The organism is Micromonospora sp. WMMD730, assembly GCF_049178955.1.
Classification (GTDB): domain Bacteria; phylum Actinomycetota; class Actinomycetes; order Mycobacteriales; family Micromonosporaceae; genus Micromonospora; species Micromonospora wenchangensis.
The window spans coordinates 5,805,266-5,830,943 of record NZ_JBMHML010000002.1; the positions used below are offsets into that span (position 1 = coordinate 5,805,266).

16 protein-coding genes are annotated in these 25,678 nt (G+C 73.8%); 5 read left to right on the top strand and 11 right to left on the bottom strand.

Features of this window, described 5'->3' with window-relative positions; all coding sequences use genetic code 11:
• Positions 1-116: 116 nt before the first annotated feature.
• From ACN265_RS24630 to ACN265_RS24645, 4 genes are read right to left on the bottom strand one after another with little or no spacing between them, the layout of a single operon-like run.
• A complete protein-coding gene (locus ACN265_RS24630) occupies positions 117-2,588 on the bottom strand; it encodes a glycoside hydrolase family 2 protein (RefSeq protein ID WP_421409782.1) in 2,472 nt (823 codons plus the stop codon).
• Positions 2,585-3,430 (bottom strand): carbohydrate ABC transporter permease, encoded by an 846-nt coding sequence (locus tag ACN265_RS24635; RefSeq protein ID WP_421411610.1) that lies wholly within the window; start codon positions 3,428-3,430, stop codon positions 2,585-2,587. The genes ACN265_RS24630 and ACN265_RS24635 overlap by 4 nt, the downstream gene beginning before the upstream one ends.
• A 56-nt stretch (positions 3,431-3,486) precedes the next feature.
• Positions 3,487-4,500, bottom strand: a complete 1,014-nt coding sequence (locus tag ACN265_RS24640) for a carbohydrate ABC transporter permease (RefSeq protein ID WP_421409785.1) — start codon at positions 4,498-4,500, stop codon at positions 3,487-3,489.
• 48 nt (positions 4,501-4,548) lie between these two features.
• Positions 4,549-5,826 carry an ABC transporter substrate-binding protein gene (locus tag ACN265_RS24645; protein WP_421409786.1) on the bottom strand — a complete coding sequence of 426 codons (1,278 nt, stop codon included), beginning with the start codon at positions 5,824-5,826 and terminating at the stop codon, positions 4,549-4,551.
• A 373-nt stretch (positions 5,827-6,199) separates the two neighbouring features.
• Between ACN265_RS24645 and ACN265_RS24650 the strand changes: the two genes are divergently transcribed.
• A complete protein-coding gene (locus ACN265_RS24650; RefSeq protein ID WP_363795349.1) occupies positions 6,200-7,219 on the top strand; it encodes a LacI family DNA-binding transcriptional regulator in 1,020 nt (339 codons plus the stop codon).
• Positions 7,220-7,252: 33 nt separating this feature from the next.
• On the opposite strand, the gene ACN265_RS24655 is transcribed toward ACN265_RS24650, so the two are convergent.
• Positions 7,253-9,877, bottom strand: a complete 2,625-nt coding sequence (locus ACN265_RS24655; RefSeq protein ID WP_421409788.1) for a putative bifunctional diguanylate cyclase/phosphodiesterase — start codon at positions 9,875-9,877, stop codon at positions 7,253-7,255.
• Between the two features lie 219 nt (positions 9,878-10,096).
• Here ACN265_RS24655 and ACN265_RS24660 point away from each other — a divergent pair, with 219 nt between their 5' ends.
• Positions 10,097-10,471, top strand: coding sequence for a PH domain-containing protein (locus tag ACN265_RS24660; RefSeq protein WP_421409791.1), 375 nt, complete (start codon positions 10,097-10,099; stop codon positions 10,469-10,471).
• Positions 10,472-10,509: 38 nt separating this feature from the next.
• On the opposite strand, the gene ACN265_RS24665 is transcribed toward ACN265_RS24660, so the two are convergent.
• Positions 10,510-11,436, bottom strand: coding sequence for a 2-hydroxyacid dehydrogenase (locus ACN265_RS24665; RefSeq protein WP_421409793.1), 927 nt, complete (start codon positions 11,434-11,436; stop codon positions 10,510-10,512).
• Positions 11,437-11,604: 168 nt separating this feature from the next.
• Here ACN265_RS24665 and ACN265_RS24670 point away from each other — a divergent pair, with 168 nt between their 5' ends.
• The 3 genes from ACN265_RS24670 to ACN265_RS24680 all read left to right on the top strand — a co-directional run bounded on the left by ACN265_RS24670 (position 11,605) and on the right by ACN265_RS24680 (position 16,396).
• The gene (locus tag ACN265_RS24670; protein WP_421409794.1) at positions 11,605-13,410 is read left to right on the top strand and encodes a GAF domain-containing SpoIIE family protein phosphatase; all 1,806 of its coding nucleotides are present in this window, start codon (positions 11,605-11,607) and stop codon (positions 13,408-13,410) included.
• A gap of 70 nt (positions 13,411-13,480) precedes the next feature.
• Positions 13,481-14,644: a PQQ-dependent sugar dehydrogenase gene (locus tag ACN265_RS24675; RefSeq protein WP_420116469.1), complete on the top strand. Its 1,164-nt coding sequence runs from the start codon at positions 13,481-13,483 to the stop codon at positions 14,642-14,644.
• 102 nt (positions 14,645-14,746) lie between these two features.
• Entirely contained in the window at positions 14,747-16,396 is a 1,650-nt protein-coding gene (locus ACN265_RS24680) for a metallophosphoesterase (RefSeq protein ID WP_421409796.1), read from the top strand.
• A gap of 696 nt (positions 16,397-17,092) precedes the next feature.
• On the opposite strand, the gene ACN265_RS24685 is transcribed toward ACN265_RS24680, so the two are convergent.
• From ACN265_RS24685 to ACN265_RS24705, 5 genes are all read right to left on the bottom strand, one after another.
• Positions 17,093-19,450 carry a transketolase-like TK C-terminal-containing protein gene (locus ACN265_RS24685; protein WP_204923726.1) on the bottom strand — a complete coding sequence of 786 codons (2,358 nt, stop codon included), beginning with the start codon at positions 19,448-19,450 and terminating at the stop codon, positions 17,093-17,095.
• 154 nt (positions 19,451-19,604) lie between these two features.
• Positions 19,605-21,104: an Asp-tRNA(Asn)/Glu-tRNA(Gln) amidotransferase subunit GatB gene (gene gatB, locus ACN265_RS24690; protein ID WP_204923725.1), complete on the bottom strand. Its 1,500-nt coding sequence runs from the start codon at positions 21,102-21,104 to the stop codon at positions 19,605-19,607.
• 13 nt (positions 21,105-21,117) lie between these two features.
• Positions 21,118-22,593 carry an Asp-tRNA(Asn)/Glu-tRNA(Gln) amidotransferase subunit GatA gene (gene gatA / locus ACN265_RS24695; protein ID WP_421409799.1) on the bottom strand — a complete coding sequence of 492 codons (1,476 nt, stop codon included), beginning with the start codon at positions 22,591-22,593 and terminating at the stop codon, positions 21,118-21,120.
• A gap of 94 nt (positions 22,594-22,687) precedes the next feature.
• Positions 22,688-22,993, bottom strand: a complete 306-nt coding sequence (gatC, locus tag ACN265_RS24700) for an Asp-tRNA(Asn)/Glu-tRNA(Gln) amidotransferase subunit GatC (RefSeq protein WP_088641698.1) — start codon at positions 22,991-22,993, stop codon at positions 22,688-22,690.
• A 188-nt stretch (positions 22,994-23,181) separates the two neighbouring features.
• Positions 23,182-25,626, bottom strand: coding sequence for a putative bifunctional diguanylate cyclase/phosphodiesterase (locus ACN265_RS24705; RefSeq protein WP_421409801.1), 2,445 nt, complete (start codon positions 25,624-25,626; stop codon positions 23,182-23,184).
• Between the last annotated feature and the right edge of the window lie 52 nt (positions 25,627-25,678).

Consider the following 25,678-nt stretch of genomic DNA (forward strand, 5'->3'; position numbering starts at 1 on the left):
GCGCCGCCGCACCCGGAACGCATCGACCCTCGCTGATCGGATCGGGGCTGTCAAGGGGCGGCCCGCCCCGCGCCGGCCGGGAGGCCACCGGCCGGCGCGGGGCGGCGACCCGTCGGTCAGCCCGCCGGGGTCCCGGTCGCGTCGCCGACCAGGTCGTTGACGCAGCGCAACACCGGCCGGGTGGTCAACGCCGCCGGGTCCAGCGGCGTACCGGAACGCACCGTGAACGTGACCGACTCCCCCGGCAGCAGGGTGACCAGCGCGGTGTCCACCTCGGCGGCCGGATCGAGCCGGTCCGGGAAGAGCGTCAGGTCCCGCAGCACGGTCCGCGCGGTGACCCGGACCCGCTGACCGCCGTCGACCGCCTCCACCGTCGCGTCGAAGCGGGCCGCCGGCCAGTGCGCGTCCCGGTCCTCGGCGAAGAACCACAGGGCCCGCTCGGCGGTGTCCCCGGCCTCGGCGACCAGCAGCTCCCGGCGTTCCTCCTCGGCCACCGCCAGGTCCGCCGGCAGCGGCACCGTCACCGCCGCGTACGCCGGCACGTCGAGCGGGTACGACGTCTTCGCCTTCGGCTCGCCGGTCAGGGTGGACAGGGTCACCGTCAGCGGGGCCCGCCACGGGGTGCCGGTCTCGTTCACCGCGACCAGCACCAGCCCACCGTCGCGGGGCTGGACGGTGAGCAGCCGGTCGGCGTACGCCCGGCGCAGCGCGTACCACAGGGGTTTGCGGCGCCCGTCGCCGTCGACGGCCGACCAGGAGGTGACCGGCCAGCAGTCGTTGAGCTGCCAGACGATGGTGCCGGAGCAGACGTCCCGGTGCGACCGGAAGTGTTCCACCCCCAGCTGGATGGCCCGCGCCTGGTTGAGCTGGGTCAGGTAGTGCCAGTCGTCGAAGTCGACCGGGGCGGGCAGGTGCGCGTCGAGGCCACGGCGCAGCTTGGCGTCCCCGTCGGCGGCCTTCTGGTGGTGGGCCATCCCCGGCGAGTCGGGCGCGAGCGGATCGTCGGACAACGCCCGGCGCAGCGTCGCGTACGCCGGGGGCGCCTGGTAGCCGAACTCGGCGACGAACCGGGGGACGTACTCGCGGTACTTCGTGTAGTCGTCGGTGTTCCAGACGTCCCAGATGTGCGTGGTGCCGTGCGCCGGGTCGTTGGGGTGGACCGCCTCGTCGCCCGACCACGGGCTGCCCGGCCAGTACGGGCGGGTCGGGTCCAGCTCGCCCACCACCCGGGGCAGCAGGTCGAGATAGAAGCCCCGCCCCCAGGTGCGGCCGGCCAGCGGCTCCTGCCAGTCCCAGTCGTGCCAGCCCCAGATGTTCTCGTTGTTGCCGGTCCACAGCACCAGCGACGGGTGCCCGGCCAGCCGGGTCACCTGCTCGCGCGCCTCCGCCTCGACCTCGCCGCCGAACGGCTCCTCCTCCGGGTAGGCCGCGCAGGCGAACAGGAAGTCCTGCTGCACCAGCAGGCCGTACTCGTCGGCGAGGGAGTAGAAGTCGGTCGACTCGTACCGGCCGCCGCCCCAGACCCGCAGCAGGTTGACGTTGGCGTCGGCGGCCTGGGTGAACCGCTGGGCCAGCCGGTCCCGGGTGATCCGGGTGGGGAACGCGTCGTCGGGGATCCAGTTGACCCCCCGGACCAGCACCGGCACGTCGTTGACGTGCAGGGTGAACGGGGTGCCGTGGGCGTCGGGGGTGGTGTCCAGGCGTACCGAGCGGAAGCCGATCCGCTGCGACCAGGTGTCCAGCGGGCGACCGTCGGCCGTCGCCAGGGTCACCGTCAGCGGGTGCAGGGGCTGTGCGCCGTACCCCCGGGGCCACCACAGCTCGGGGTCGGCGACGGTGAGCGTCAGCACGGCCGTGCGCTGCCCGGCCGCGACGGTCGCCTCGCCGGTCACCCCGGCGACCTCGGCGCGGACGGTCAGCGGCGTGTCCGTCGCCCGCTCCACCGCGACGTGCAGCTCCACCCGGCCCCGCCCGTCGACGACCGTCACCAGTGGACGGACGGTGCCGAGCCGGGCGGTCGACCAGGCGTGCAGCCCGATCTCCTGCCAGATCCCGGCGGTGACCAGCGTCGGCCCCCAGTCCCAGCCGAAGTTGCAGGCCATCTTGCGGATGAACGGGAACGGCTCCGGGTAGGCGTTGGGCCGGTCGCCGAGCCGGTCCCGCTGCGCCTCGGCGTAGCGGTACGCCGAGGCGAACCGGACGGCGAGGGTGTTCTCCCCCGGCCGCAGCGCCGGGGCCACGTCGAACCGGTACGACCGGTGCATGTTGGCGGTGCGGCCGACCTCGACGCCGTTGAGGGTGACCGTGGCGACCGTGTCCAGCCCGGCGCAGACCAGCTCGACCCGGTCGTCGTCGCCGGGCCGGTGCACGAACGTGGTCGCGTACTCCCAGTCGGTGCGGCCGATCCAGGCCAGCGTCGTCTCGTTGGCGTCGAGGTAGGGGTCGTCGATCAGGCCGGCGGCGAGCAGGTCGGTGTGCACGCAGCCCGGCACGGTGGCGGGCACCGCCCGGCCGGCGACGGCGTCGGGCACCTGCGGCCCGGACACCGCGCGCAACTGCCATCCCTCGTGCAACGCCTGACGGTTCACGACTTCACCGCGCCTTCCATGATTCCCCGGACGATCTGCCGGCCGCCGACGAAGAGCATCACCAGCAGCGGGACCGTGGCGATGAACGCCCCCGCGAGCACCCGACGGTAGATGACGTAGTTGCCGCTCGCCAGATCGGAGACGGCCACCATCGAGGTCGGGTAGTCGGTGCCGCTGAGCGTGATCAGCGGCCACTGGAAGTCGTTCCAGGTGGCCACGAAGGTGAGCAGGCCCAGCACCGCCAGGGCCGGGCGGATCGCCGGCAGCGCGATGCTGCGGTAGATCCGCATGGTGGTCGCCCCGTCGACCCGGGCCGACTCGACCAGCTCGTCGGGGACGCTGTTGACGATGAACTGCCGCATGTAGAACACCCCGAACGCGGTGACCAGGCCCGGCGCGATCACCGCCAGCAGAGTGCCGTTCCAGCCGAGCCTGCCCATCACGATGTAGAGCGCGACGATGCCGAGCTGGTTGGGCACGGTGAGGGTGAGCACGACGAACAGCATCAGCGCGTTGCTGCCCCGGAACCGCAGCTTGGCGAAGGCGAACCCGGCCAGCGAGCAGAAGAACAGCACCGAGGCGGTCACCACGGTCGACACGATGACGCTGTTGACCAGGGAGGCGGCGAAGTAGACGTCCTGGAGGGAGAAGACCTCCTCCAGGTTGGCCAGGAACCGGTCGCCGGGCACGACCGCCGGGGGCAGCTTCGCCAGCGCCTCGTCGTCGCTGGTGGCGATGACGAACATCCAGTACAGCGGGAAGGCGGCGAACAGGAAGGTCAACGACAGCAGCAGGTACGTGCCGAGGCCGGCGGGGGTGTCCTGCGGCGCGCGACCCAGCAGGGCGGGCCGGCGCCGTCTGCGGACCGGCGCGGTGGGTCGCGGCGGGGCGACGGCGCTCACCGGCGACCCCCCGACAGGCGGTTGGTGAGCAGGGTGTTGAGGCCGGTGACCAGCAGGATGATCAGGAACAGCGCCCAGGACATCGCGGCGGCGTAGCCGAGGTTGAGGTCCTTCCAGCCGACCTTGTAGATGAGCTGGGCGATGGTCTGCCACTCGCCGTTCGGCCCGCCGGTGGCTGCCTGCGCGTTGAGGTCGAACAGCATCGGCTCGGTGAACAGTTGCAGCCCGCCGATGGTGGACAGCACCACCGTGAACACGATCACCGGCTGGATCATCGGCACGGTGATCCGCCAGAGCTGCCGCCACGGGCCGGCCCCGTCGATCGCCGACGCCTCGTAGACGTCGCGCGGGATGGACTGCATGGCGGCCAGGTAGAGCAGGGCGTTGTAGCCGATCCACTTCCAGTTGACCATCGTGGCGATGGCGATCCAGGCGTGCGGCTTGTCGGCCCGCCAGTCGATCGCCGCGTCCCCCGTCCCACCGATGCCCACCTCGGCGAGCAGCCAGTTCGCCATCCCGAAGCTGCGGGAGAAGAAGGCGCTGAACACCATCGTCGAGGCCACGATCGGGGTGACGTACGGCAGCAGCACCCCGACCCGCCACCAGGTCTGCGCCCGCAGTTTGCGGTTGAGCAGCGAGGCGACCACCAGCGCCAGCAGCAGTTGCGGCACCGAGGAGAGCAGGAAGATGCCGAACGTGTTGTAGAGCGCGTTCCAGAAATCCTCGTCGCCGAACAGCCGGGTGAAGTTCGCGAACCCGGCCCAGTAGGGCAGGGTGGGGTCGTCGAGCCGGTAGTTGCGCAGCGCGACGACCCCGTTGAACAGCAGCGGGAAGAGCCCGAAGACGCCGAACAGCAGGAAGAACGGCGCGACCATCAGGTAGGGCAGGTAGCGCAGGTCGAACCGGTACAGCCGGTCACGCCAGCCGGGCGACCGGTCGCCGGCCCCGGAGGCGGCACGCTCCGGACCGGTGCGGTGACTCGACGGCGGCACGGCACGGGTGGTGGACACGGGGCACCCTCCAGGGCCGGGGACGGTACGGGGGCGGGCGGCGTACGGTCAGGAGGTGCGGGCCTTCTCCGCCTCCTTGACCGCCTCGGCCCAGGCGGCGTCCGGCTTCAGGGTTCCGTTCTGCACCCGGTTGATGACGTTCTCCACGGCCACCCGGGTCGGGCCGTTCCTCCTGCCCAGGTACTGCGGGGTCAGCCCCTGCGCCATCTTCGGGAAGATCTGCCCGACCGGCGCGTCGTGGAAGAACGGGTTCTTGAACTCGGCGATCGCCGGGTCGGCGTAGAGCGCCGGCTGCGAGGGCAGGTTGCCGACCTTCTTGAAGATCTCGATCTGCTGCTCCGGCTGGACCAGCCACTCCAGCAGCTCATACGCCTCGTCGACGTGCCTGCCCTGCTTGGGGATGGTGAGGAACGAGCCGCCCCAGTTGCCGCCGCCGCCGGGCACCGCGGCGATGTCCCACTTGCCCTGGGTGCCGGGCGCGGTGTCCTTGATGTGGCCGAGCATCCACGCCGGGCAGGCGAGGACGGCGAACGAGCCGGCGGTGAAGCCCTTGTCCCAGTCGGCCTGGAAGCTGGCCAGGTTGGCCGAGAGACCGGCCTGGACCGCCCTGATCGTGTAGTCGAAGGCGACCTTCGGCCCCTGCTCCATCTGGAGCTGTTCCTGTTCGTCGTAGAAGCCGACGGGCTGCTGGCCCAGGATCGGGTTGAACAGGTTGGTGCCGGAGTCGAGGAACTTCTTCTTCGTCCGGCCGGTGTAGTCCTGGCCGACCTGGATGAACCTGTCCCAGGTGGGCCAGAGGGCGGAGACCTGGTCGCGGTCGGTGGGCAGCCCGGCGGCGGCGAACAGGTCGGTGCGGTAGCACATGGCCAGGCCGCCGACGTCCGTGCCGAGGCCGATCTGGGTCTTGCCGTCCGCCGACAGCGACTGCTTCCACTTCCACGGCAGGTACTTGCTCTCGTACGAGCCGGCGCCCTTGTCGAGCAGGTTGACGAACTTGTCGGACTGGCTGCGGAACTGGACCATGAAGCCCTCGTCGATGGCGGCGATGTCGGCTGCTCCGGAGCCGGCGACGAGTTTCTTCTGGAGATCCTCGTGCTGGGCGTTGTACTCGCCCGAGTTGAGTTGGATCTTGATGTTGGGGTGGTCGGCCTCGTAACGGGTCTTGAGGTCCTGGAGACCGAAGTCGCCCCAGAAATTGATCTTCAGGGTGACCTGGCCGCCACCGCCCGAGCCGGTGGTGCTCCTACCGCTGCACGCCGCGACCAGCGTCAGGCTGACGACGCCGACCGCCGCCGCGCGGGCCCAGCGGGTCCAGGACCGTGTCATCTCATCCTCCGCGCACGCTTGTGGAACGCTCCACACATCGAGGAACGTCGACTGAACCGGATAAGTCAGGCCACCGTACGACCCACCCCGGGCACTGTCAACGGCCGGTTAACAGCGCCCCCGGCCGGTAACGGGACCTGCCCCGAACGCCCTGCCGACGCGCTCAGCGGGCCCTTCCAGCAGGCGGAAGGGACGCCCCCCGCCCGGCGTGAACGGCACACTTAACCGAGCAAGCGAACCAGCCGCCCACGTCGATCGGGACCGGCCACGGCCGGGGACGACCGCCCGACCGGGCACCGGTAGCGTGAGGACCGCCGGCGACCCCGGCCCGAGAACGGCCTGCCCAGGCCGCGAGAAGTGGAGGAAACCGCCGGTGAAGCGGCCGACCATCGCCGACGTCGCCCGACGCGCCGGAGTGTCCAAGGGCGCGGTGTCGTACGCGCTCAACGGGCAGCCGGGCGTCTCGGAAGCCACCCGGCAACGCATCCTGGCGATCGCCACCGAGATCGGATTCAGCCCGAGCAGCGCCGCCCGCGCGCTCTCCGGCGCCACTGCCAACGCCGTCGGCCTGGCCCTGTGCCGACCGGCCCGGATACTCGGCATCGAACCGTTCTTCATGGAGCTGATCAGCGGCGTCGAGGCCGAACTCTCCGCCCGGTCGTACGCGCTGACCCTGCAGGTGGTGGCCGACCAGGAGGCGGAGATCGCGGTCTACCGCCGGTGGTGGGCCGAACGGCGGGTCGACGGGGTCCTCGTCTGCGACCTGCGGACCGACGACATCCGGGTGCCCGCCCTGGAGGAGCTGCAACTGCCCGCCGTGGTGATCGGCGGGCCGAGGCACACCGGCACGCTGGCCCACGTCTGGTCGGACGACGCGGCGGCGCTCGCCGAGGCGGTGGAGTACCTGGTCGCCCTCGGCCACCGCAAGATCGCCCGGATCGGCGGGCTGCCGTCGCTGCTGCACACCGAGATCCGTACCGACGCCTTCGCCGAGGTGTGCGGCCGGCTCGGGCTCACCGACGCGGCGACCGTGTGGTCGGACTACACCGGCGAGGAGGGGGCGCGCGCCACCCGGCGGCTGCTCAGCTCCGCCCGACGCCCCACCGCGGTGATCTACGACAACGACGTGATGGCGATCGCCGGGCTCGCGGTGGCCCAGGAGATGGGCCTCGGCGTCCCCACCGACCTGTCCATCGTGGCCTGGGACGACTCCCCGCTGTGCCAACTGGTGCACCCGCCGCTGACCGCGCTCGGCCGGGACATCCCCGCCTACGGCGCGCACGCCGCCCGGCAGTTGCTCGCCGTCATCGCCGGTGAACCGGTGCGCGGGCTCCAGGACGAGACGGCGCACCTGACCCCGCGGGGCAGCACCGCGCCGCCCCGGGTGAGGTGAACCGGTTCATCCCGACCCGACCTGACCTGACCGTCAGCGGGACGTCGTCGGAAACTCCGCGAAGTACGCCTCGACCCGCTCGGCGGTGGCCGGACGCGCCAACGCGAACCCCTGCCCGTACCGGCAGCCGGCCCGGGTGGCCCGCGCCACGTCCGGCTCCGACTCCAGCTCGGCCATCACCACGGTCACCCCCAGCCGCTCCCCCAACCCCACCACCACGTCGATCAACGGGCGGGAGTCCTCGTCTGGGTCGACCGGTCGGGGTTGCACCTTCAACAGGTCGATCGGCAGCCGACGCAGCTGGGCCAGGGAGGCGTGCTCCGCCCGGAAGCTGTCCAACGCGGTGCGTACCCCCAGCGACCGCAGGCCGGCCAGCCGGGCGACCACCGTGGGCAGGTCGGCCCCGAGCCGCGACTCGGCGATCTCCAGCACCAGCCGCTCCGCCGGGACGCCGTGCCCGGCCAGCACCGCCGCCACCCGGGGCACCAGATCCGGCGCCAACAGCTCGGCGAGGGTGACGTTGACCGCCAGCCACAGCTCCCGACCGCCGACCGACCAGTCGGCGAGCTGCCGGCAGGCCCGGTCGAGCACCCACCGGCCCAGCTCCCCCAGCAGACCGAGATCCTCGGCGACCGGCAGGAACTCGGCCGGCAGCACGGTGCCCAGCACCGGGCTGCGCCAGCGCAGCAACGCCTCGATGCCGGCCGGTCGGCGGTCGGCCAGCGCCAGCACCGGCTGGTAGACCAGGTCCAGCTCGCCCCGGTCCGCCGCCCCGGGCAGCTCCCGTTCCAGGTCCAGCCGGCGGACCAGCTCCTCCTCCAGGCAGGCGTCGTACCACTCGACCCGGTTGCGGCCGAGCTGGACGGCCCGGCGACGCGCCAGGTCGGCCTGGCGCACCGCGTCCTGCGGCGACGTCGCGGCCAGCTCGGTCAGGCCCACGCCGACCCGGAGCCGGGCCATCCCGGTCGGCACCGGGCACGGCTCGGTCAACGCGGCCAGCAGCCGCTCGCCCAACGCGTACGCCGGGACCGGGCCGGCGTCGGTGACCACCGCGAACTCCTCCCCGGACAACCGGGCGACCAGGTCCCGGGGGCCGACCACGTCGCGCAGCCGGCGGGCGGTGGCGGCCAGGAGCGGGTCCGGGCCGGCGGCGTCCCGCGCCGGGCCGAGCCCGTGCACGTCGAGCAGGAGCAGCGCGCCGGGGGTGCCGCCCCGTTCGTCGAGCACCCGCAGCAGCTCCCGCCGGGTGGACATGCCGGTGAGCGGGTCGGTGGCCGCGCCCCGGGGCCGCCCACGCTCCGGCCGGCGACGGTCACCGACGTCGCGGACGTTCAGCACCACCGCGGCCACCTCCGGCACGGTCCGCTGGTCGCTCACCGTCGACTCGGTCTCCCGCCAGCCGCCGTCACCGGTCCGCATCCGGGCCACCAGGAGCGGCACGGCGGGGTCGCCCGACAGTGGCACGGCGGCATCGCCCGGCAGCGGCGCGGCGGCATCGCCCGGCAGCAGCGCGGCGGCATCGCCATGCAGCGGCGCGACGGCGTTGCCCGGCCGCCCGGCCAGCCGGGTCAGGACGCCCGGCGCGTCGTCCGGATGCAGCAGGTCGGCCAGCGGCCGCCCGCACACCGCCTCCTGACGCAGCCCGAACCAGCGCTCCCCGGCCGCCGAGAGCCAGCGCACCCGCAACTCGTCGTCGAGGACGAGGACCAGGTCACGACCCCCGGCGACCAGCGTGCGGAAGTACGCCTCGCGGGCGGCCAGCCGCCCGGCCCACCGCCGCTGGTCGGTGACGGAGATGAACTCCCGGGCCACCAGCGGCGGGATCACCGCCAGCCCCAGCAGGACGGCGGTCGGGGTGAAGCCGCCGACGAACGCCAGGTGGCCGGCCGCCGCCACCGTCGCCACCGCCGCCGGTGCGGTCACCCGGGGCCAGGCCGGCGACGGGCCGGTCGGCACCGCCGGGTCGCCCGCCGCGGCCCGGGTCATCCCGGCAGCCGTCAGCAGGGCCCCGCCGACCAGCAGCGGCACCGCGGTCGGCAGGGCCGCCGAGGGGGCCCGGTAGGCCAGCAGCACCACCAGGTCGGCCAGGCCGAGCAGGACCGCCGCCACGCCGAGCCGGCACCGGGCCGCACCGGGGTGGCGACGGTGCCCGGCCAGCGCGCCCACCAGCAGCCCGGCCAGGACACCCGCGCCCACGACGGTGACCACCCGGACCACCGGGGGCACCGGGCCGGGCGGGACCAGCACCCAACCGGCGAAGAGCAGGGCGGTGCCGAGGCCGACAATGTCGACGCCGCGCCGCCACCGGGCCCGGGGCGTCAGCCGGGAGTGGCCGGGCAGCAGGAGCAGGCCGAGCGCGTAGACGAGCGTGGCCGCGCCGAGCCCGACCGCCGCGACCTCGGCCCGGTGGAACGCCGGTGCCAGCGGTAACACCGCCACGGTCGTCCCGACCACGGCCGCCGCGACGGTGAGCAGGACGGCGGCCCGGCGACGCCGGACGCGACGGTCCGGCCCGTCGCTGGCGGTGAGGCGGAGCAGCCGGGCGGCGGCCACGGCACAGCCGCCCGCGCCGGCCATGGTGGTGGCGGCCAGCGGCGCGACGGCGTCGACCAGGGCGGCGGCGACGAGGAGGAACGCGACCAGCAGGGTCAGCACCACGGGTGCGGACGGTGGACAGCGGAGGGGGCGGGCGACGGTCACGGCGGTCACCTTCGTGAGGGGGACACGGCGCGGTGCGGCGGAGGGTTAGCGGTTCAACGAGGCACCATCCTCCCGGTTATGCCCTCCGGTCGTGACCTACATCACCGGATAGCACCGGTCGCGGCCGGTCCGCCGCCCGCCCGGTGCCGCCCCGGCCCCGGGTGGAATCATCGGGGGGTGAGTCGCGCCGACACCATCCGCTTCCGGCACAACCAGGCCATCCTGGTCGCGGCCGTCATCGCCACCATCGGCGCGCTGCCCCTGGCCGCCGCCCGGTGGTACCTGCTGCCGGTGCTGCTGGTCCCGCTGACCGTCGCGGTCTGGGCCTGGCGCTCCGGTACCGACGCCGACCCGCGCGAGCTGCGGCTGCGGGCGCTCGCCGGGGGCCGGCGCATCCCCTGGGAGCAGGTCGTCGAGCTGGCCACCGACCCGCGCGGCCGGGCCGTCGTCCGGCTCACCGACGGACACCAGCTGCCACTGCCCGCCGTCCGGGGCATCGATCTGCCCCGGCTGGTCGCGGTCACCGGGCAGGCCCTACCGGACGCACGCTGAGCCGGGACACCCCCGCCGGCAGGTCGGCCCCGCCCGGGTCAGTAGCCGTCGACCACCGTGTTGACCAGCGATGATCCGGCGACGAACCGGCGCACCTGCTCCCCCACCAGCCGGTACGCCCGGGGCAGCAGCCCGCGTACCGAACCGGCCACGTGCGGGGTGAGCAGCACGTTCGGCAGCTCCCAGAGCGGATGGTCGGCCGGCAGCGGCTCCGGGTCGGTCACGTCCAACGCCGCCCGCAGCCGCCCCGACGTCAGCTCCTCGACCAGCGCCGCCGTGTCCGCCACCGGGCCCCGGGCGGCGTTGACCAGCAGCGCCCCGTCCGGCATGGCAGCCAGGAACGCGGCGTCGACCAGCCCCCGGGTGGCATCGGTCAGCGGCACCAGCAGCACCACCACGTCGGCCTCCGGCAGCAGGCGCGGCAGCTCGGTCACCGCGTGCACCCCCTCGTCCGGCCGGGCGGTCCGGGCGACCAGGGTGAAGGTGACGTCGAACGGGGCCAGCCGGGCCCGGACCGCCGCGCCGATCGACCCGGCCCCCACGATCAGCACCCGCTTACCGGTCAGCTCGTCGGTCGGCGCGACCCGGTCGTACGCCCATTCCCGGCGGGCCTGGGCGCGGGCCAGCTCGGGAAAACCGCGTAGCTGGGCGAGGATCGCGGTGACCACCCACTCGGCGGTACCGGCGTCGTGCACCCCCCGGGCGTCGCAGAGGGTGACCCCGGCGGGCACCCGGCCCGTCCAGGCGTCCGCCCCGGCGGAGAGCAGCTGCACCACCGCCACGTCGGGCAGCCGGTCCAGCATCGCCGTGGTGTCCACCCCGGCCAGGAACGGCGGCACCCAGAACCGGACGTCGGCCGGGTCGCCGGGCGGATTCGCGGGGTCGGTCCACGGCTGTACCGTGACACCGGCCGGGACGGCACCGAGCAGCTCGACCCCTTCGGGGTGCGGAATCCATACCTTCACGCGTGCCGACGATAGCCCTCCGGCGGGCGGGGGCCGCCGACGGGCCGGGGGACGACGCCGTACCGGGCGACGACGCCCACGGCCACGGGTGACGGTCGGGCGGGACGGGTATAACCGGGGGTCGGAACGCCGAACGGTGTCCTCCCCATCACGGCAGACAGGTGGTCGATGACCGAGCGCACCGCAGGGCCGGACCTGGACATCGCCGCGCTGGCCGATCCGGCCCGACTGCGGTCGCTGACCGAGACCGGCCTGGACGCCACACCGGACGAGGCGTTCGACCGGTTCGCCCGGCTGGTCAGCGACCTGCTCGACGTGCCGGTGGCGCTGGTCTCGCTGGTCACCGAGACCCGGCAGTTCTTCCCCGGCGCGGTCGGGCTACCCGAGCCGTGGGCCGCCCGCCGGCAGACCCCGCTGAGCCACTCGTTCTGCCAGCACGTGATCGACACCGAGATCCCGCTGGTGCTGCCGGACGCCCGCCTCTACCCCCGGGTGCGGGACAACCTGGCCGTGCCGGAGCTGGGCGTCGTCGCGTACGCCGGGATGCCGCTGACCGACCTGGACGGCCGGGTGCTCGGCTCGCTGTGCGCGATCGACAGCAAGCCCCGGGCCTGGACGAAGGCGCAGCTACGGACGCTTGCCGACCTGGCGGCGGCCTGCTCCTCGGAGCTGCGGCTGCGGATCGCGCTGGACGCGGCCGAGGCGGCCCGCCGGCTGGTCGAGCAGGCACACGAACGGCTGAACCTGCTCGCCTCGCTCAGCGAGGAGCTGACCGGCACGCTCGACGTGGAGACGGCGGTGGGGCGGCTGGCCGACGCGGTGGTGCCCCGGCTGGCCGACTGGGCGATGGTGACCCTGATCGACCAGGGCGGCGCGCCCCGCTGGGTGACCGCCGTGCACCGCGACCCGGCCCGCGCTGCCGACATCACCCGGTTCGGCGAGGTCGCGCTGCGCCGGCTCGGCCCCGCCTCGGTCACCCGGACGGTGCTACGGACGGGCCAGCCGGTGCTGCGCGGCGTGGCCGACCTGGACGAGGTCCGGTGGGCCAGCGACGCCCCGGAACTGGTGGACCTCGCCGAACGGCTGGGTTTCGCCTCGCACCTGACCGTGCCGGTGCCGGCCCCGGGCCGGGGCACGATCATGGGCGCGGTGACCCTGGTCAACGGCCCCGGCCGGCGGGCCTTCGACGACGACGACCTGGGCACCGCGCTGGAGATCGGCCGCCGCGCCGGGCAGGCGGTCGGTAACGGCTGGATCCACGGCGAGCAGCGGCACGTCGCCGAGGTGCTGCAGCACAGCATGTTGCCGCAGTTGCCGCAGAGCCCGTGGATGGAGCTGGCGGCCCGCTACCAGCCGGCCGCCGACCGGGTGGAGGTGGGCGGCGACTGGTATGACGCCTTCGTCCAGCCCGACGGCGACCTGGTGGCGGCGATCGGCGACGTCGCCGGCCACGACATCGAGGCCGCCGCGACCATGGGGCAGCTGCGCAACCTGGTGCGGGGCAACGCGTTCGGCCGGGACGACCCGGTCGAGGAGCTGATGCGGCGGTTGGACGCCACCATCTCGGGCCTGCGCATCCCGACCGCCGCCACGGCGGTGCTGGCCCGGCTGCGGCCGGTCCCGGGCGGGGTGGCGGTCACCTGGTGCAACGCCGGTCATCCCGCGCCGCTGCTGGTCACCGCCGACGGCACGGTACGGCTGCTCGACGGCCGGTGGGAGCCGCTGCTGGGGCTGACCCGGCCGACCCCGCGCACCGGGGCACGGGTGCTGCTCGCCCCCGGGGACACCCTGCTGCTCTACACCGACGGGCTGGTGGAGCGGCGGGACCAGTCGATCGACGAGGGGATGGCCCAGTTGTGCGCCCGGGTCGCGGCCGCCGGCACCCGCCCCGCCGCCGACCTGTGTGACCTGCTGCTCAGCACCGGTCACCGGCGCGAGGACGACGTGGCGCTGCTGGCCCTGCGGGCCCGCTGAGGCGGTCACCGGCCGGTGCGCCGTCCCCGGTGGCCCGGCCGACCGGGATTCGCGGGCTAGGCTGGGGCGGGTGAGCGCCCGTCTCCCGTACCCCCGCACCGTCCGGGTCCGCGCGGCCCTGGCGGCCTCCGGTGCCGCGCTGCTGCTGAGCGGGTGCAGTTTCGGCCCGCCGGAGCCCGATCCGGCCGGTGAGCCCCCCAACCTGCCGACCCCGTCGGCGTCGGCGAACACCCCCGAGCAGCAGGTGGTGGCCACGGTGCTCGCGAAGGGGCTGCGGGTGCCGTGGGGCATCGCCTTCCTGCCCGACGGGGCGGCGCTGGTCACCGAGCGGGACAGCGGCAGGATCCTCAAGGTCGGGCCCGAGTCGGGGCCACGGGGGTTGACCGTCACCCCGGCGCAGACCGTGCCGGGGGTGGCCGCGTCCGGCGAGGCGGGCCTGCTCGGCATCGCCGTCTCCCCGGCGTACGCGCAGGACCGGACGGTCTTCGTCTACTACACCACCGAGCAGGACAACCGGGTGGCCCGGCTGACGTTGGGCGGCACCCCGACGCCGGTCCTGACGGGCATCCCGAAGTCCGGCAACCACAACGGCGGCGGGTTGGCGTTCGGCCCGGACGGGCAGCTCTACGTCAGCACCGGCGACGCCGGTGACCGGGGCGCCGCCCAGGACAAGGCCAGCCTGGCCGGCAAGATCCTGCGGATCACCCCGGACGGCAAGCCGGCGGCGGGTAACCCGTTCCCCGGCTCGCCGGTCTGGTCGCTGGGGCACCGTAACGTGCAGGGTCTGGCCTGGGACGCCGGGAAACGGATGTACGCCACCGAGTTCGGGCAGAACACCTGGGACGAGATCAACAAGATCGACAAGGGCGCGAACTACGGCTGGCCGACGGTGGAGGGGCAGGCCGGCGACGGCAGGTTCGTCGATCCGGTCGTGCAGTGGGGCACCGACGAGGCGTCCTGCTCGGGTCTGGCGGCCACGGGTCGGCTGCTGGCCGCCGCCTGCCTGCGCGGCGAGCGGATCTGGCTGGTGGAGCTGACCGACGCCGGCACGGTGCTCGGCGCGCCCCGGGAACTGCTCACCGAGAAGTACGGTCGGTTGCGGGCGGTAGCCGCCGCCCCGGACGGTTCGCTCTGGGTCTCCACCTCCAACCACGACGGGCGGGGTCAGCCGACCCCGGAGGACGACCGGCTGCTGCGACTGGTCTTCGCCGACGGCGGGGCCGGCCGGAGCTGACGACACGCCGACGGGCCGGACAGCCGGGCAGGTACCGGGCGGATCGGCCACCCGTCTGTCGGGTTTGCCAAGATCTTTCACGGGGCAGGTCAGAATCTCATCATGGGCGGTCAGGAGAACGAGCAACGCGGAGCCGGGGAGAGGGATCTCCCCGCCCGGCGTGAGCGACGCTGGCGGACCTGGTGGTCGGCCCTGCGGTCGACCCGGGCCCGACGGGCCGGCGTGGTGCTGGCGGTGCTGCTGGTCGCCCTGACCGGGACGGTCATCGGCGTGTTCGCCGGTGGCCGGGTCAGCACCGACATCGGCCCGTTCCGCGCCGACCTGACCCTCGCCCCGGCGGTGCGGGGCGGCACCACCGTCGACATCCCCCCGCTGGGCGCGCTCCAGCTCGACAGTCACCAGGGCCCCACCCACCTGACGGTCGGGCTCGGCGCGCTGGACCAGCGCAAGACCGAGGCGTTGATCGACGACCCGGCCAGCATCAGCCGGGCCAGCCAGTCGGCGGTGACCGACGTCCGCAACGGGGTGCTACGGCTCGGTCTGCGTACCCTCGGGGCGGCCGTGCTGGTCACCCTGCTGCTGGCCGCGTTGGTCTTCCGGGACACCCGGCGGACCGCCTGGGCCGGCGGGGTGGCCCTGGTGGTCACCGCCGGCAGCCTCGGCCTGGCGGCCGGCACCGTCCGCCCGCAGGCCATCGAGGAGCCCCGCTACGAGGGCCTGCTCGTCAACGCCCCGGCGATCGTCGGTGACGCGCGGCGGATCGCCAACGACTACAGCCGCTACGCCGAGCAGTTGCAGCGGCTGGTCGGCAACGTCAGCCAGCTCTACACCACCGTCTCGGCGCTCCCGGTGTACGAACCGGCGCCGGGCACCACCCGGGTGCTGCACGTGTCCGACATGCACCTCAACCCGACGGGCTGGCAGCTCATCCGCACCGTGGTCGAGCAGTTCGGCATCGACGTGGTGATCGACACCGGCGACCTGACCGACTGGGGCAGCGAACCCGAGGCGTCGTACGTCGGCTCGATCGGGCTGCTCAAGAAGCCGTACGTCTACATCCGGGGCAACCACGACTCACCCCGGACGGCGGCGGCGGTGGCCCGGCAACCGAACGCGGTCGTGCTGAACAACTCGACCACCACCGTCGCCGGCCTGACCATCGCCGGCATCGGCGACCCCCGGTTCACCCCGGACAAGGAGACCTCCCCGGCCGGCAGCGGGCTCACCGCGCAGGTCGCCAACCAGGTGATCGGGGCCGGCGAGACGCTCGCCACCACGGTCCGCGACTCGCCGCGACCGGTGAACATCGCGCTGGTGCACGATCCGGCCTCGGCCGGTCCTCTCTCGGGCACCTGCCCGCTGGTGCTGGCCGGGCACACCCACGCCCGGCAGATCTCGAAGCTGCCGCAGGTGGACGGCCAGCAGCCGACCCAGCTGATGGTGGAGGGCTCGACCGGTGGTGCCGGGCTGCGTGGCCTGGAGGGTGAGAAGCCGACTCCGCTGTCGATGTCGGTGCTCTACTTCGACCAGCAGAAGCTGCTCCAGGCCTACGACGACATCACCGTCGGCGGCACCGGGCAGGCCCAGGTGAACCTGGAACGGCACGTGATCCGCGATCCGGCGAAGGGCGCCGACGTCCCGGTCACCCCCACCCCGACCCGGGGCGGCTCGGAGTCCCCGTCCCCCTCCGGGACCGGCCCGACCCCGACCTCGCCGACCCCCACCTCGCCGACCCCCAGCCCGACCGGCTGATCCGCCTGCGGTCAGCGCAACGGCAGGGCGGCCAGGGCGGCGGGCAGGCGGCCCATGCGTGGCCGGCAGCGCAGAGCCGGCGGCCGTGGCTGCGCCTCGACCGTCGGGCCGGGACTCGCGGCTGCGCCCGCGTCACCGGGGCCCACCCTCCGCCCGACGTCACCGAAGGTGACCTCCGCGCCGCACCCGCCTACCCACACTCGGAGACTTTGCTCTGCTGCCCCGACGGCGACAGTCACCGTGCGTTATGACGCCGAAGCTCGACGCCGCCGACAGTCATCGACACTTCCCCTGACCAACACCTTGTCGCCTCCATGGCAGCAGAGCAAAGGATGCGTACCTGAGTCATGGGACCTGCCGCGTCAAACACTGAGGGTGACCACAACCAGCACGAGTCACGAAAGGAACGGAGAGTGATCAGATCAGCGACGCGTTCCGCCGGTGGATGGCGGGGCACGACGCCGGCGCCGGGCAGAGTGTCACGCCCGCGCCAGCGCCGCGCATGGGTGCGACGGCGAGGTCCGTGGCACGGCAGCCACCACCGGCTCACCCACCTGCCCGTCCCGGCACGCCCAGGACCACGTCGTCGACCGCGACGGGCCGGGCCGGGCAGACCAGGCCGGGCAGAGCAGGCCAGGTAGACCAGGCCAGGCCAGGTAGACCAGGCGGGGCAGGGAGGGAGAGGCGGCGCAGCGGTCAGCGCAACGACAGGGCGGCCAGGGCGGCGTTGACGATGCTGCCGGGGAGCAGGTCGTGCAGCTCGTACAGCTCGCGGACGCTGCCGGACTGGCCGAACTCGTCCACCCCCAGCGGCACCGCCGGCACCCCGAGCGCCGAGCCGAGCCAGGCCATCGCATGCGAGGCGGCGTCGTGCACGGTCACCAGCGGGGCACGGTCCCCGAAGGCCGCCCGCAACGCCCCCGGCACGCTCGGCACGGTCGCCGTACGCACGCCCTGGCGCAGGGTGCGCTGCCAGGCTCGGTAGAGCCGGTCCAGGCTGGTCACGTCGACCACGTGCGCGGCGATGCCCTCCTCGGCAAGCTCAGCGGCGGCGGCCAGCGTCTCCGGCAGCACCGCCCCGGAGGCGGCCAGGGTCACCACCGGCGCGTCGGCCAGCTGCGGGTACGCCTGGTGCGCGTCCACCAGCCGGTACGCCCCGGCGACCACCTGCCGGCGCAGCACCGCGTCGCCGAGGCGGGCCCGGGCCGCCTCGAACGGCGTCTGGTCCAGCGGGCGGGTGCTCAACCGGAAGTAGTACGCCCCGTCCTCGGTGGGCGCCGCGGTGGCGGCCGGCGCCGAACCCTGCGCGATCTGCCCGAGCGCGTCGCAGAGCAGCCAGTCGAGGCTGGTGGCGTAGGCCGGTTCGCAGAAGGTGACGCCGGGCAGTTCCAGGCCGACGGAGGCGGTGATGGTGGACTGGTGGGCACCGCCCTCCGGGGCCAGGGTGACCCCCGACGGGGTGCCGGCCACCACGAACCGGGAACCCGAGTAGGTGCCGTAGAGGAACGCGTCCAGCCCGCGCAGCACGAACGGGTCGTAGACCGTGCCGACCGGCAGCAGCGGCTGCCCGGACAGGTCCCAGGACAGGCCGAGCTGGCCCAGCAGCAGGAACAGGTTCATCTCGGAGATGCCCAGCTCGATGTGCTGCCCGGCGGGGCTCTCCGTCCAGCGCAGCATCCGGTCCTGCGACCAGGACCGCCGCTCCGTCGGGGCGAACACCCCGGTCTTGTTGATGAACCCGGCCAGGTTGGTGGAGGTCGCCACGTCCGGCGCCGTGGTGACCAGGTAGGGCGCCACCTGCGGGTCCCGGGCCAGCTCCACCAACACCCGGCCGAAGACCTCCTGGGTGGAGACCGGCTTGTGGGTGCGTACCCCGGTGGTCTCCGGGACGGTGACCCCCAGCGACCGGTGCCGGGGAGCGCGGGCCAGCGCCTCCCGGCGCGCGCCGGCCCGGATGCCGGCCGGGCTCGCCGGGTCGAGCCGGTCCCACTCCGTCGCGGCGGTCAGCCCGTGCTCCGCCCGCAGCGCGTCGACCTGCGCGGTGGACAGCAACGCCGAATGGTTGCGCGGGTTGCCGGCGATCGGCAACCCCCACCCCTTGACGGTGTACGCGAAGACGACGCTGGGCCGGTCGGTCACCGCGTCGCACTGAGCGTACGCGTCGAGCATCGCCGCCAGGTCGTGCCCGCCCAGATCGGTGACGAGCGGGGCCAACTCCTCGTCGGTCAGGTCGGCGATGAACCCGGCGATGCCGTCGGGCGCGCCGTCCAGGAACTGTTGCCGCAGCGCCGGCCCGGTCAGCCCGAACAGCGACTGGTACTGCTCGTTGGGCATCCGGTCGATCCAGTCACGCAGCGCCGCCCCACCCGGCCGGGCGTACGCCTGCGCGAGCCGGCGGCCGTACTTGACCTCGACGACGTGCCAGCCGGCGGCCTCGAACTGCCCGCGCCACTGGTCGATCCGGATGCCGGGCACCACCCGGTCCAGCGACTGCCGGTTGAAGTCGACGAGCCACATCACGTTGCCCAGACCGGTGGTGGCCGGGTCGGCGACCGCCTCCCAGATGTTGCCCTCGTCGAGTTCGGCGTCGCCGATCAACGCGACGAACCGGGAGTGCGGGCGGGCCCCGAAGTGGGCGTCGACGTAGCGGCGGGTCACCGCGGCGAACAGCGGGGCCGCCGCGCCCAACCCGACGGAGCCGGTGGAGAAGTCCACCGCGTCCGGATCCTTGGTCCGCGACGGGTACGACTGCAGCCCACCCCGCGCCCGCAGCCTCGTCAGATACGACCGGTCCAGGTTGCCCAGCAGGTACTGGATCGCGTGGAACACCGGGGAGGCGTGCGGCTTGACCGCCACCCGGTCCTCGGCGTCCAGGTGGGCGAACCACAGCGCGGTCATCGCGGTGACCAGGGAGGCACTCGACGCCTGGTGCCCGCCGACCTTCACCCCGTCGCCGGTGTCCCGGTCGTGGTTGGCCGCGTCCACGATCCGGGTGGCGAGCCACAGCACCCGCCGCTGGATCTCGTCGAGGACGTCGAGGTCGTGCTCGTTCACGGCAACTCCATCCGGGCGTCGCCGTTGACGCCCTCGGTGGGGGGTCGCGCGGGTCGCGCGCGTACCCCGGGGGAAGGGGTGAGGGCCACCGTCGGGTCACGACGGCGGCCCTCGCCGGTCGCGGGCGGGAAGCCTCGGCTCCGGCCCGCTCGGGTCAGCCCTGGACGCCGAGGCGCTCCAGGATCAGATCACGGAGGGTCTTGGCGTCGGCCTGGCCACGGGTGGCCTTCATCACCGCGCCGACCAGCGCGCCGGCCGCCGCGACCTTGCCGCTGCGGATCTTGTCGGCGATGCCCGGGTTGGCGGCGATCGCCTCGTCGACGGCGGCGGTGAGCGCGCCGGTGTCGGAGACCACCTCCAGACCCCGGTTGGTCATGATCTCGGTGGGCGATCCCTCGCCGTCGACCACGCCCTCCAGCACCGTCCGGGCCAGCTTGTCGTTGAGCTTGCCCGCGTCGACCAGCCCCTGCAGCTCGGCCACCTGCGCCGGGGTGGCCCCGATGTCGGCCAGCTCGACACCCGTCTCGTTGGCCCGGCGGGACAGCTCACCAAGCCACCACTTGCGGGCCGCCGCCGGGGTGGTGCCGGCCGCCACGGTCGCCTCGATCAGCTCGACCGCACCGGCGTTGAGCACCGACTGCATGTCGAGGTCGGACAGGCCCCACTGCTCCTGGAGCCGGCGACGGTGCAGCCGGGGCAGCTCCGGCAGGGCCGCCTTCAGCTCGGCCACCCAGGCGGTGTCCGGGGCGAGCGGCACCAGGTCCGGCTCCGGGAAGTACCGGTAGTCGGTGGCGGTCTCCTTGGACCGGCCCGGCGTGGTGTCCCCGGTGTCCTCGTGGAAGTGCCGGGTCTCCTGGGTGATCCGGCCACCCGCGTCGAGCACCGACGCTTGGCGCAGGATCTCCGAGCGGACCGCCCGCTCCACCGACCGCAACGAGTTGACGTTCTTGGTCTCGGTGCGGGTGCCCCACTCCTGCCCCGGCAGGTTGAGGGAGGTGTTGACGTCGCAGCGCAGCGACCCCTCCTCCATCCGGACGTCGGAGACGCCCAGCGAGCGCAGCACGTCCCGCAGCTCGGTCACGTACGCCTTGGCGACCTCGGGGGCGAGCGCACCGGTGCCGGGGACCGGCTTGGTGACGATCTCCACCAGCGGGATGCCGGCCCGGTTGTAGTCGACGAGCGACTCGGTCGCGCCGTGGATGCGACCGGTGGCCCCGCCGACGTGCAGCGTCTTGCCGGTGTCCTCCTCCAGGTGCACCCGCTCGATGCCGATGCGCACCAACTCGCCGTCGACCTCGACGTCCAGGTAGCCGTCGGAGCACAGCGGCTCGTCGTACTGGCTGATCTGGAAGTCCTTCGGCATGTCCGGGTAGAAGTAGTTCTTCCGGGCGAACCGGCACCACTGCGCGATGGAGCAGTTCAGCGCCAGGCCGATCCGGATGGTCGCCTCGATCGCCGCCTTGTTGGCCACCGGCAGCGAGCCGGGCAGGCCCAGGCACACCGGGCAGACCCGGGTGTTGGGCTCGCCACCGAAGTCGGTCGGGCAGCCGCAGAACATCTTGGTGTTCGTGCCCAGCTCGACGTGGGTCTCCAGGCCGATCACCGGCTCGTAACGCGCAACGACCTCGTCGTACGCGGGCAGTGTCGTCGTCATCTGAACTCCAGCCTCACAGTGCCGGTGGGGTGAACGTGCCGACCACGGACTCCAGCGCGGCGGCGACCCGGTACATCCGGTCGTCGGCCATCGTCGGGGCCATCACCTGCAGACCGACGGGCAGCCCCTCGGACAGGCCGCACGGCACCGAGATGCCCGGCCCGCCGTACAGGTTCGTCGGGATGGTGAACAGGTCCGCCAGGTACATCTGGTACGGGTCGGCGGTGCGCGCCCCGATCGGGAACGCCACGAACGGCGTGGTGGGCGAGATCAGCGCGTCGACCTGCTCGAACGCCGTGGTGAAGTCGCGGGTGATCAGGGTACGGACCTTCTGCGCCTGCCCGTAGTAGGCGTCGTAGTAGCCCGACGACAGCGCGTACGTGCCGACCATGATCCGGCGCTTGACCTCGGCGCCGAAACCGGCCTCCCGGGTCAGCGACATGACCTCCTCCAGCGACCGGTTGCCGTCGTCACCGACCCGCAGACCGAACCGGACCCCGTCGAACCGGGCCAGGTTGGAGGAGCACTCGCTCGGCGCGATCAGGTAGTACGCCGGCAGCGCGTACCGGAAGTGCGGGCAGGACACCTCGACGATCTCGGCACCCAGCTTGGCCAGGGTGTCCACCGACTCGCGGAACGCGGCCATCACACCCGGCTCCGCGCCCTCACCGGTGAACTCCTTGACGATGCCGAGCTTCACCCCGGTCAGGTCGCCCGTCGCACCGAGCTTCGCGGCGGCCACCACGTCCGGCACCGGCTGCGGGATGGAGGTGGAGTCGCGCGGGTCGTGCCCGCCGATGACCTGGTGCAGCAGCGCCGCGTCGAGCACGGTCCGGGCGCACGGGCCGGGGGTGTCCAGCGAGGAGGAGAACGCGACCAGGCCGTACCGGGAGGTGCCGCCGTAGGTGGGCTTCGCGCCGACGGTGCCGGTCACCGCGCCGGGCTGGCGGATCGAACCGCCGGTGTCGGAGCCGATGGCCAGCGGGGCCTCGTACGCGGCCAGCGCGGCGGCGCTGCCCCCACCCGAGCCGCCCGGGATCCGGTCGGTGTCCCACGGGTTGTGCGTCGGGCCGTACGCCGAGTACTCGGTGGAGGAGCCCATCGCGAACTCGTCCATGTTGGTCTTGCCGAGCATCACCGTGCCCGCGTCGCGCAGCCGCTGCACGATCGTCGCGTCGTACGGCGGACGCCAGCCTTCGAGGATCTTCGAGCCGACGGTGGTCGGCACGCCCTTCGTGGTGAGCACATCCTTCACGGCCACGGGCACCCCGGCCAGCGGCCCGAGCTGCTCACCGGCGGCCCGGCGCTCGTCGACGGCGCGGGCGGCGGCCAGCGCCCCCTCGGTGTCGACGTGCAGGAACGCGTGCACCCGGTCGTCGACGGCGGCGATCCGGTCCAGGTGGGCCCGGGCCACCTCGACCGCGGAGGTCTCCCCCGAGGCCACCAGCCCGGCCAGGTCGGTCGCGGTCATTCTGGTCAGGTCGGTCATGCCGTCGCCTCGCTCCGCTCACCGGTGCCCCGGGCAGCCGGCGCACTGGGCTCGATGGTTCGCCTGTCATGCCCGGTGTCAACTACACATCCGCTCACGACGCCACGTCCTCGTCCAGGATGCGCGGGACGCGGAACCGCTGCTCGGCGACGTCGGGGGCACCCGACAGCGCCTCCTGCGGGGTCAGTCCGGGCACCACCACGTCGTCGCGGAGCACGTTGGTCAGCGGCACCGAGTGGGAGGTCGGCGGGATGTCCGCCGCCGTGACCTCGCCGACCTGCGCGACCGACTGGAGGATCACGTCCAGTTGACCGGCGAAGGTGTCCAGCTCCTCCTCGGTGACGGCGAGCCGCGACAGTCGCGCGAGGTGCGCGACCTCCTCGCGGGAGATGGCGGCCATCGGTGCCCCCTTCGTGGCTGTGCTGCTGCGGGCGGGTGGGCCGGCCGCGACGTCGACGGGATGACGCGCGGTGACCGGAGCGAGTCTATTGTCCTGCGCCGGACCCGACGCCTCCGACTCCCCCCGCGTCCGGGCCGCCGGCCGGTCCGGGGCCGCCCACCCACCCCCCGGGGGTGTGCCGGCGACCGTCAGCGGGCGTGCCGGCGGGGGATCTCGGCGTCCGGGCTGGGGACGGGGCTCAGCGGCCGGTAACGGGCCAGCCAGGCGGTCAACTCCTCGGCGGGCATCGGGCGGGCGTAGAACCAGCCCTGTGCGGCGTCGCAACCGGCCGCGTACAGCAGCCGCCAGGTCCGCTCGTCCTCCACCCCCTCGGCGACCACCCGCAGGCCGAGCGCGCCGGCCAGCTCGATGGTCGACCTGACGATCGCCGCGTCGTCGGCGTCCCCGGCCATCCCCAGCACGAACGACCGGTCCACCTTCACCTCGGACAGCGGCAGCCGGCGCAGGTGCTGCAACGACGAGTAGCCGGTGCCGAAGTCGTCGAGCGAGATGGCCACCCCGAGCTGGTGCAGCCGGGTGATGGTGGCGAGCACCCGCCGGGGGTCGGCCATCAGCGCCCCCTCGGTGATCTCCAGTTGCAGCCGGTCCGGGCGTACCCCGTAGCTGGCGAGCCGGTCGGCGATCCGGTCGACGATCTCCCCGGTGTGCAGGTCGCGGACGCTGACGTTGAGCGCCGCCCGCAGCGTGGTGCCGGCGGCGGACCACTTCGCCAACTGCGCCACCACGTCGTCGATCACCCGGTAGGTGAGCAGGCGCATCACGGCGCTCTGCTCGGCGACCCGGATCAGCTCCTCCGGGTCGACCATTCCCCGGCGCGGGTGCCGCCAGCGCAGCAGCGCCTCCACCCCGACCACCTCGCCGGTGGCGATGGCGACCTGCGGTTGGTAGTACATGGTGATCTCGCCGACCTCGGCCGCCGGAGCGGGGGGCGTCGGCGGGGCGGGGGGCGTCGCCGCCGGCCCGGTGTCCGGGGTCGGCGTGGGCGGCAGGTGCTCCGGGGCGGTGCTGTGGCGGCGGACCGGGTCGGCGCCGGTGAGGATGCGGTTCAGCAGCTCGTCGGGGTGCGCCGGGGCCGGCCGGGAGCGTCGCCGGGGCAGCCACCACCGGCCGCTGCCGCCGACGCCCGTGCCGGTGCGCATGCCGCTGCCGGGCCCGGGCCCGGGGCCCGGTCCGGCGTCGGGGCGCGGGGCACGGTCGGGTCCGTCGTCGGGGGCCAGCCGGGGTGGCAGCGCCGCGCCGTCACCGCCCCGCACGGTCTGCCCGGCCACCGACCGGTTCTCCAGTACGCGCCGCAGGTCGGCCAGGAGGCCCAACCGCTCGGCGGAGTTGTGGTCGGACTCGGCCGTGTACACGGCGACGGTGTCGTTGCGGTGCTTCGCGTCGTACATGGCGACGTCGGCGTGGCGCATCAGGGTGGCGTAGTCCTCGCCGTGGTCGGGGAAGAGCGCGATGCCGATCGAGCCGCCGACGTCCAGCGGCAGGCCGTCCAGCGACACCGGCTCGGTCAGCGCGGCGACCACCCGGCCGGCCAGCTCACGCGCCTCGTCGACACCGTCGAGCCCGCCGGCCACGATGGCGAACTCGTCCCCGCCGAGCCGGGCCAGCAGGTCCCGGTCGCCGACCACTGCGGCGAGTCGGGCGCCCACCTCCACCAGCAGCCGGTCGCCGACGGCGTGGCCGAGCGCGTCGTTGACGTTCTTGAACCGGTCCAGGTCGATCAGCAGGAGCGCCACCTGCGCCCCCGGTTCACCCCGGGCGACCCGCTCGGCGTGCCGGTGCACCTGCTCGGCCACCTCGGCGAGCAGCGCCTTGCGGTTGGGCAGGCCGGTCAGCGGGTCGAGGGCGGCGAGCTGGACCTGTTCGTCGGAGAGGTGGGCCATCCGGTAGACCGCGAACAGCGGCACCAGCACCAGCGGGATCAGCGCGGCGCTGGCCCGCGCGGCGGTGACCAGGACGGGGGCGAGCAGCAGCAGCGATCCGGTGGAGAGCAGCTCGAACGGCAGCCCCTGCCGGACGGCCGGCCACCACCGGCCGCCGAAGCGCAGCCGCAGTGCGGTGCTGACCAGGCCGTAGTTGACGACGAACCAGGTGACCGTCGCGCCGCCGACGGCGAGCACGTCGGTCCAGCCCAACCGGTCGCCGTCGAACAGGCCGTCCGGCCCGAGCCGGAGCACGAGGTGGGCGGCGGCGAGCGCGCAGGCGTACTGGGCGGCGTTGAAGGTGGTCCGCCAGGGGGCGTGTCCCAGCCGGACGCCGGACACGGTGACCGCGACGGCCTGCACGAGCACCGCCGGGCCGAGGCCCCAGCCGAGCAGGATGGCGAAGGTGAAGCAGGTGGACGGGAAGACCGCGGAGGTCTGCCGGCGGCCGGAGGGCACGAAGGGGCGGGCGTCGCAGCCCACCGCGAGCACCGCCATCGTCCAGAACGCCGCCGGCAGCCCCGGCCGGTCGACGAGGTCGACCAGTGACGCGACGGAGACCAGGGCGGCCAGGCCGATCACCCCGGCGACGAGACCCAGGAACGGCTCCTCCCGCCCACCCGGGAACGAGTTGCGGGGGTCGGCGGTCTCCATGGCACCTCCCGGGCACGCCCATCAGGGTGTACGCCGGCCGTACACCTGCCAC

Bases quoted from the DNA above. Each gene is read 5' to 3' on its own strand.
- ACN265_RS24645 (WP_421409786.1), bottom strand. From the start codon at position 5,826: ATGACACGGTCCTGGACCCGCTGGGCCCGCGCGGCGGCGGTCGGCGTC.
- ACN265_RS24670 (WP_421409794.1), top strand. From the start codon at position 11,605: ATGACCGAGCGCACCGCAGGGCCGGACCTGGACATCGCCGCGCTGGCC.
- ACN265_RS24680 (WP_421409796.1), top strand. From the start codon at position 14,747: ATGGGCGGTCAGGAGAACGAGCAACGCGGAGCCGGGGAGAGGGATCTC.
- gatB (WP_204923725.1), bottom strand. From the start codon at position 21,104: ATGACGACGACACTGCCCGCGTACGACGAGGTCGTTGCGCGTTACGAG.
- gatA (WP_421409799.1), bottom strand. From the start codon at position 22,593: ATGACCGACCTGACCAGAATGACCGCGACCGACCTGGCCGGGCTGGTG.
- gatC (WP_088641698.1), bottom strand. From the start codon at position 22,993: ATGGCCGCCATCTCCCGCGAGGAGGTCGCGCACCTCGCGCGACTGTCG.
- ACN265_RS24705 (WP_421409801.1), bottom strand. From the start codon at position 25,626: ATGGAGACCGCCGACCCCCGCAACTCGTTCCCGGGTGGGCGGGAGGAG.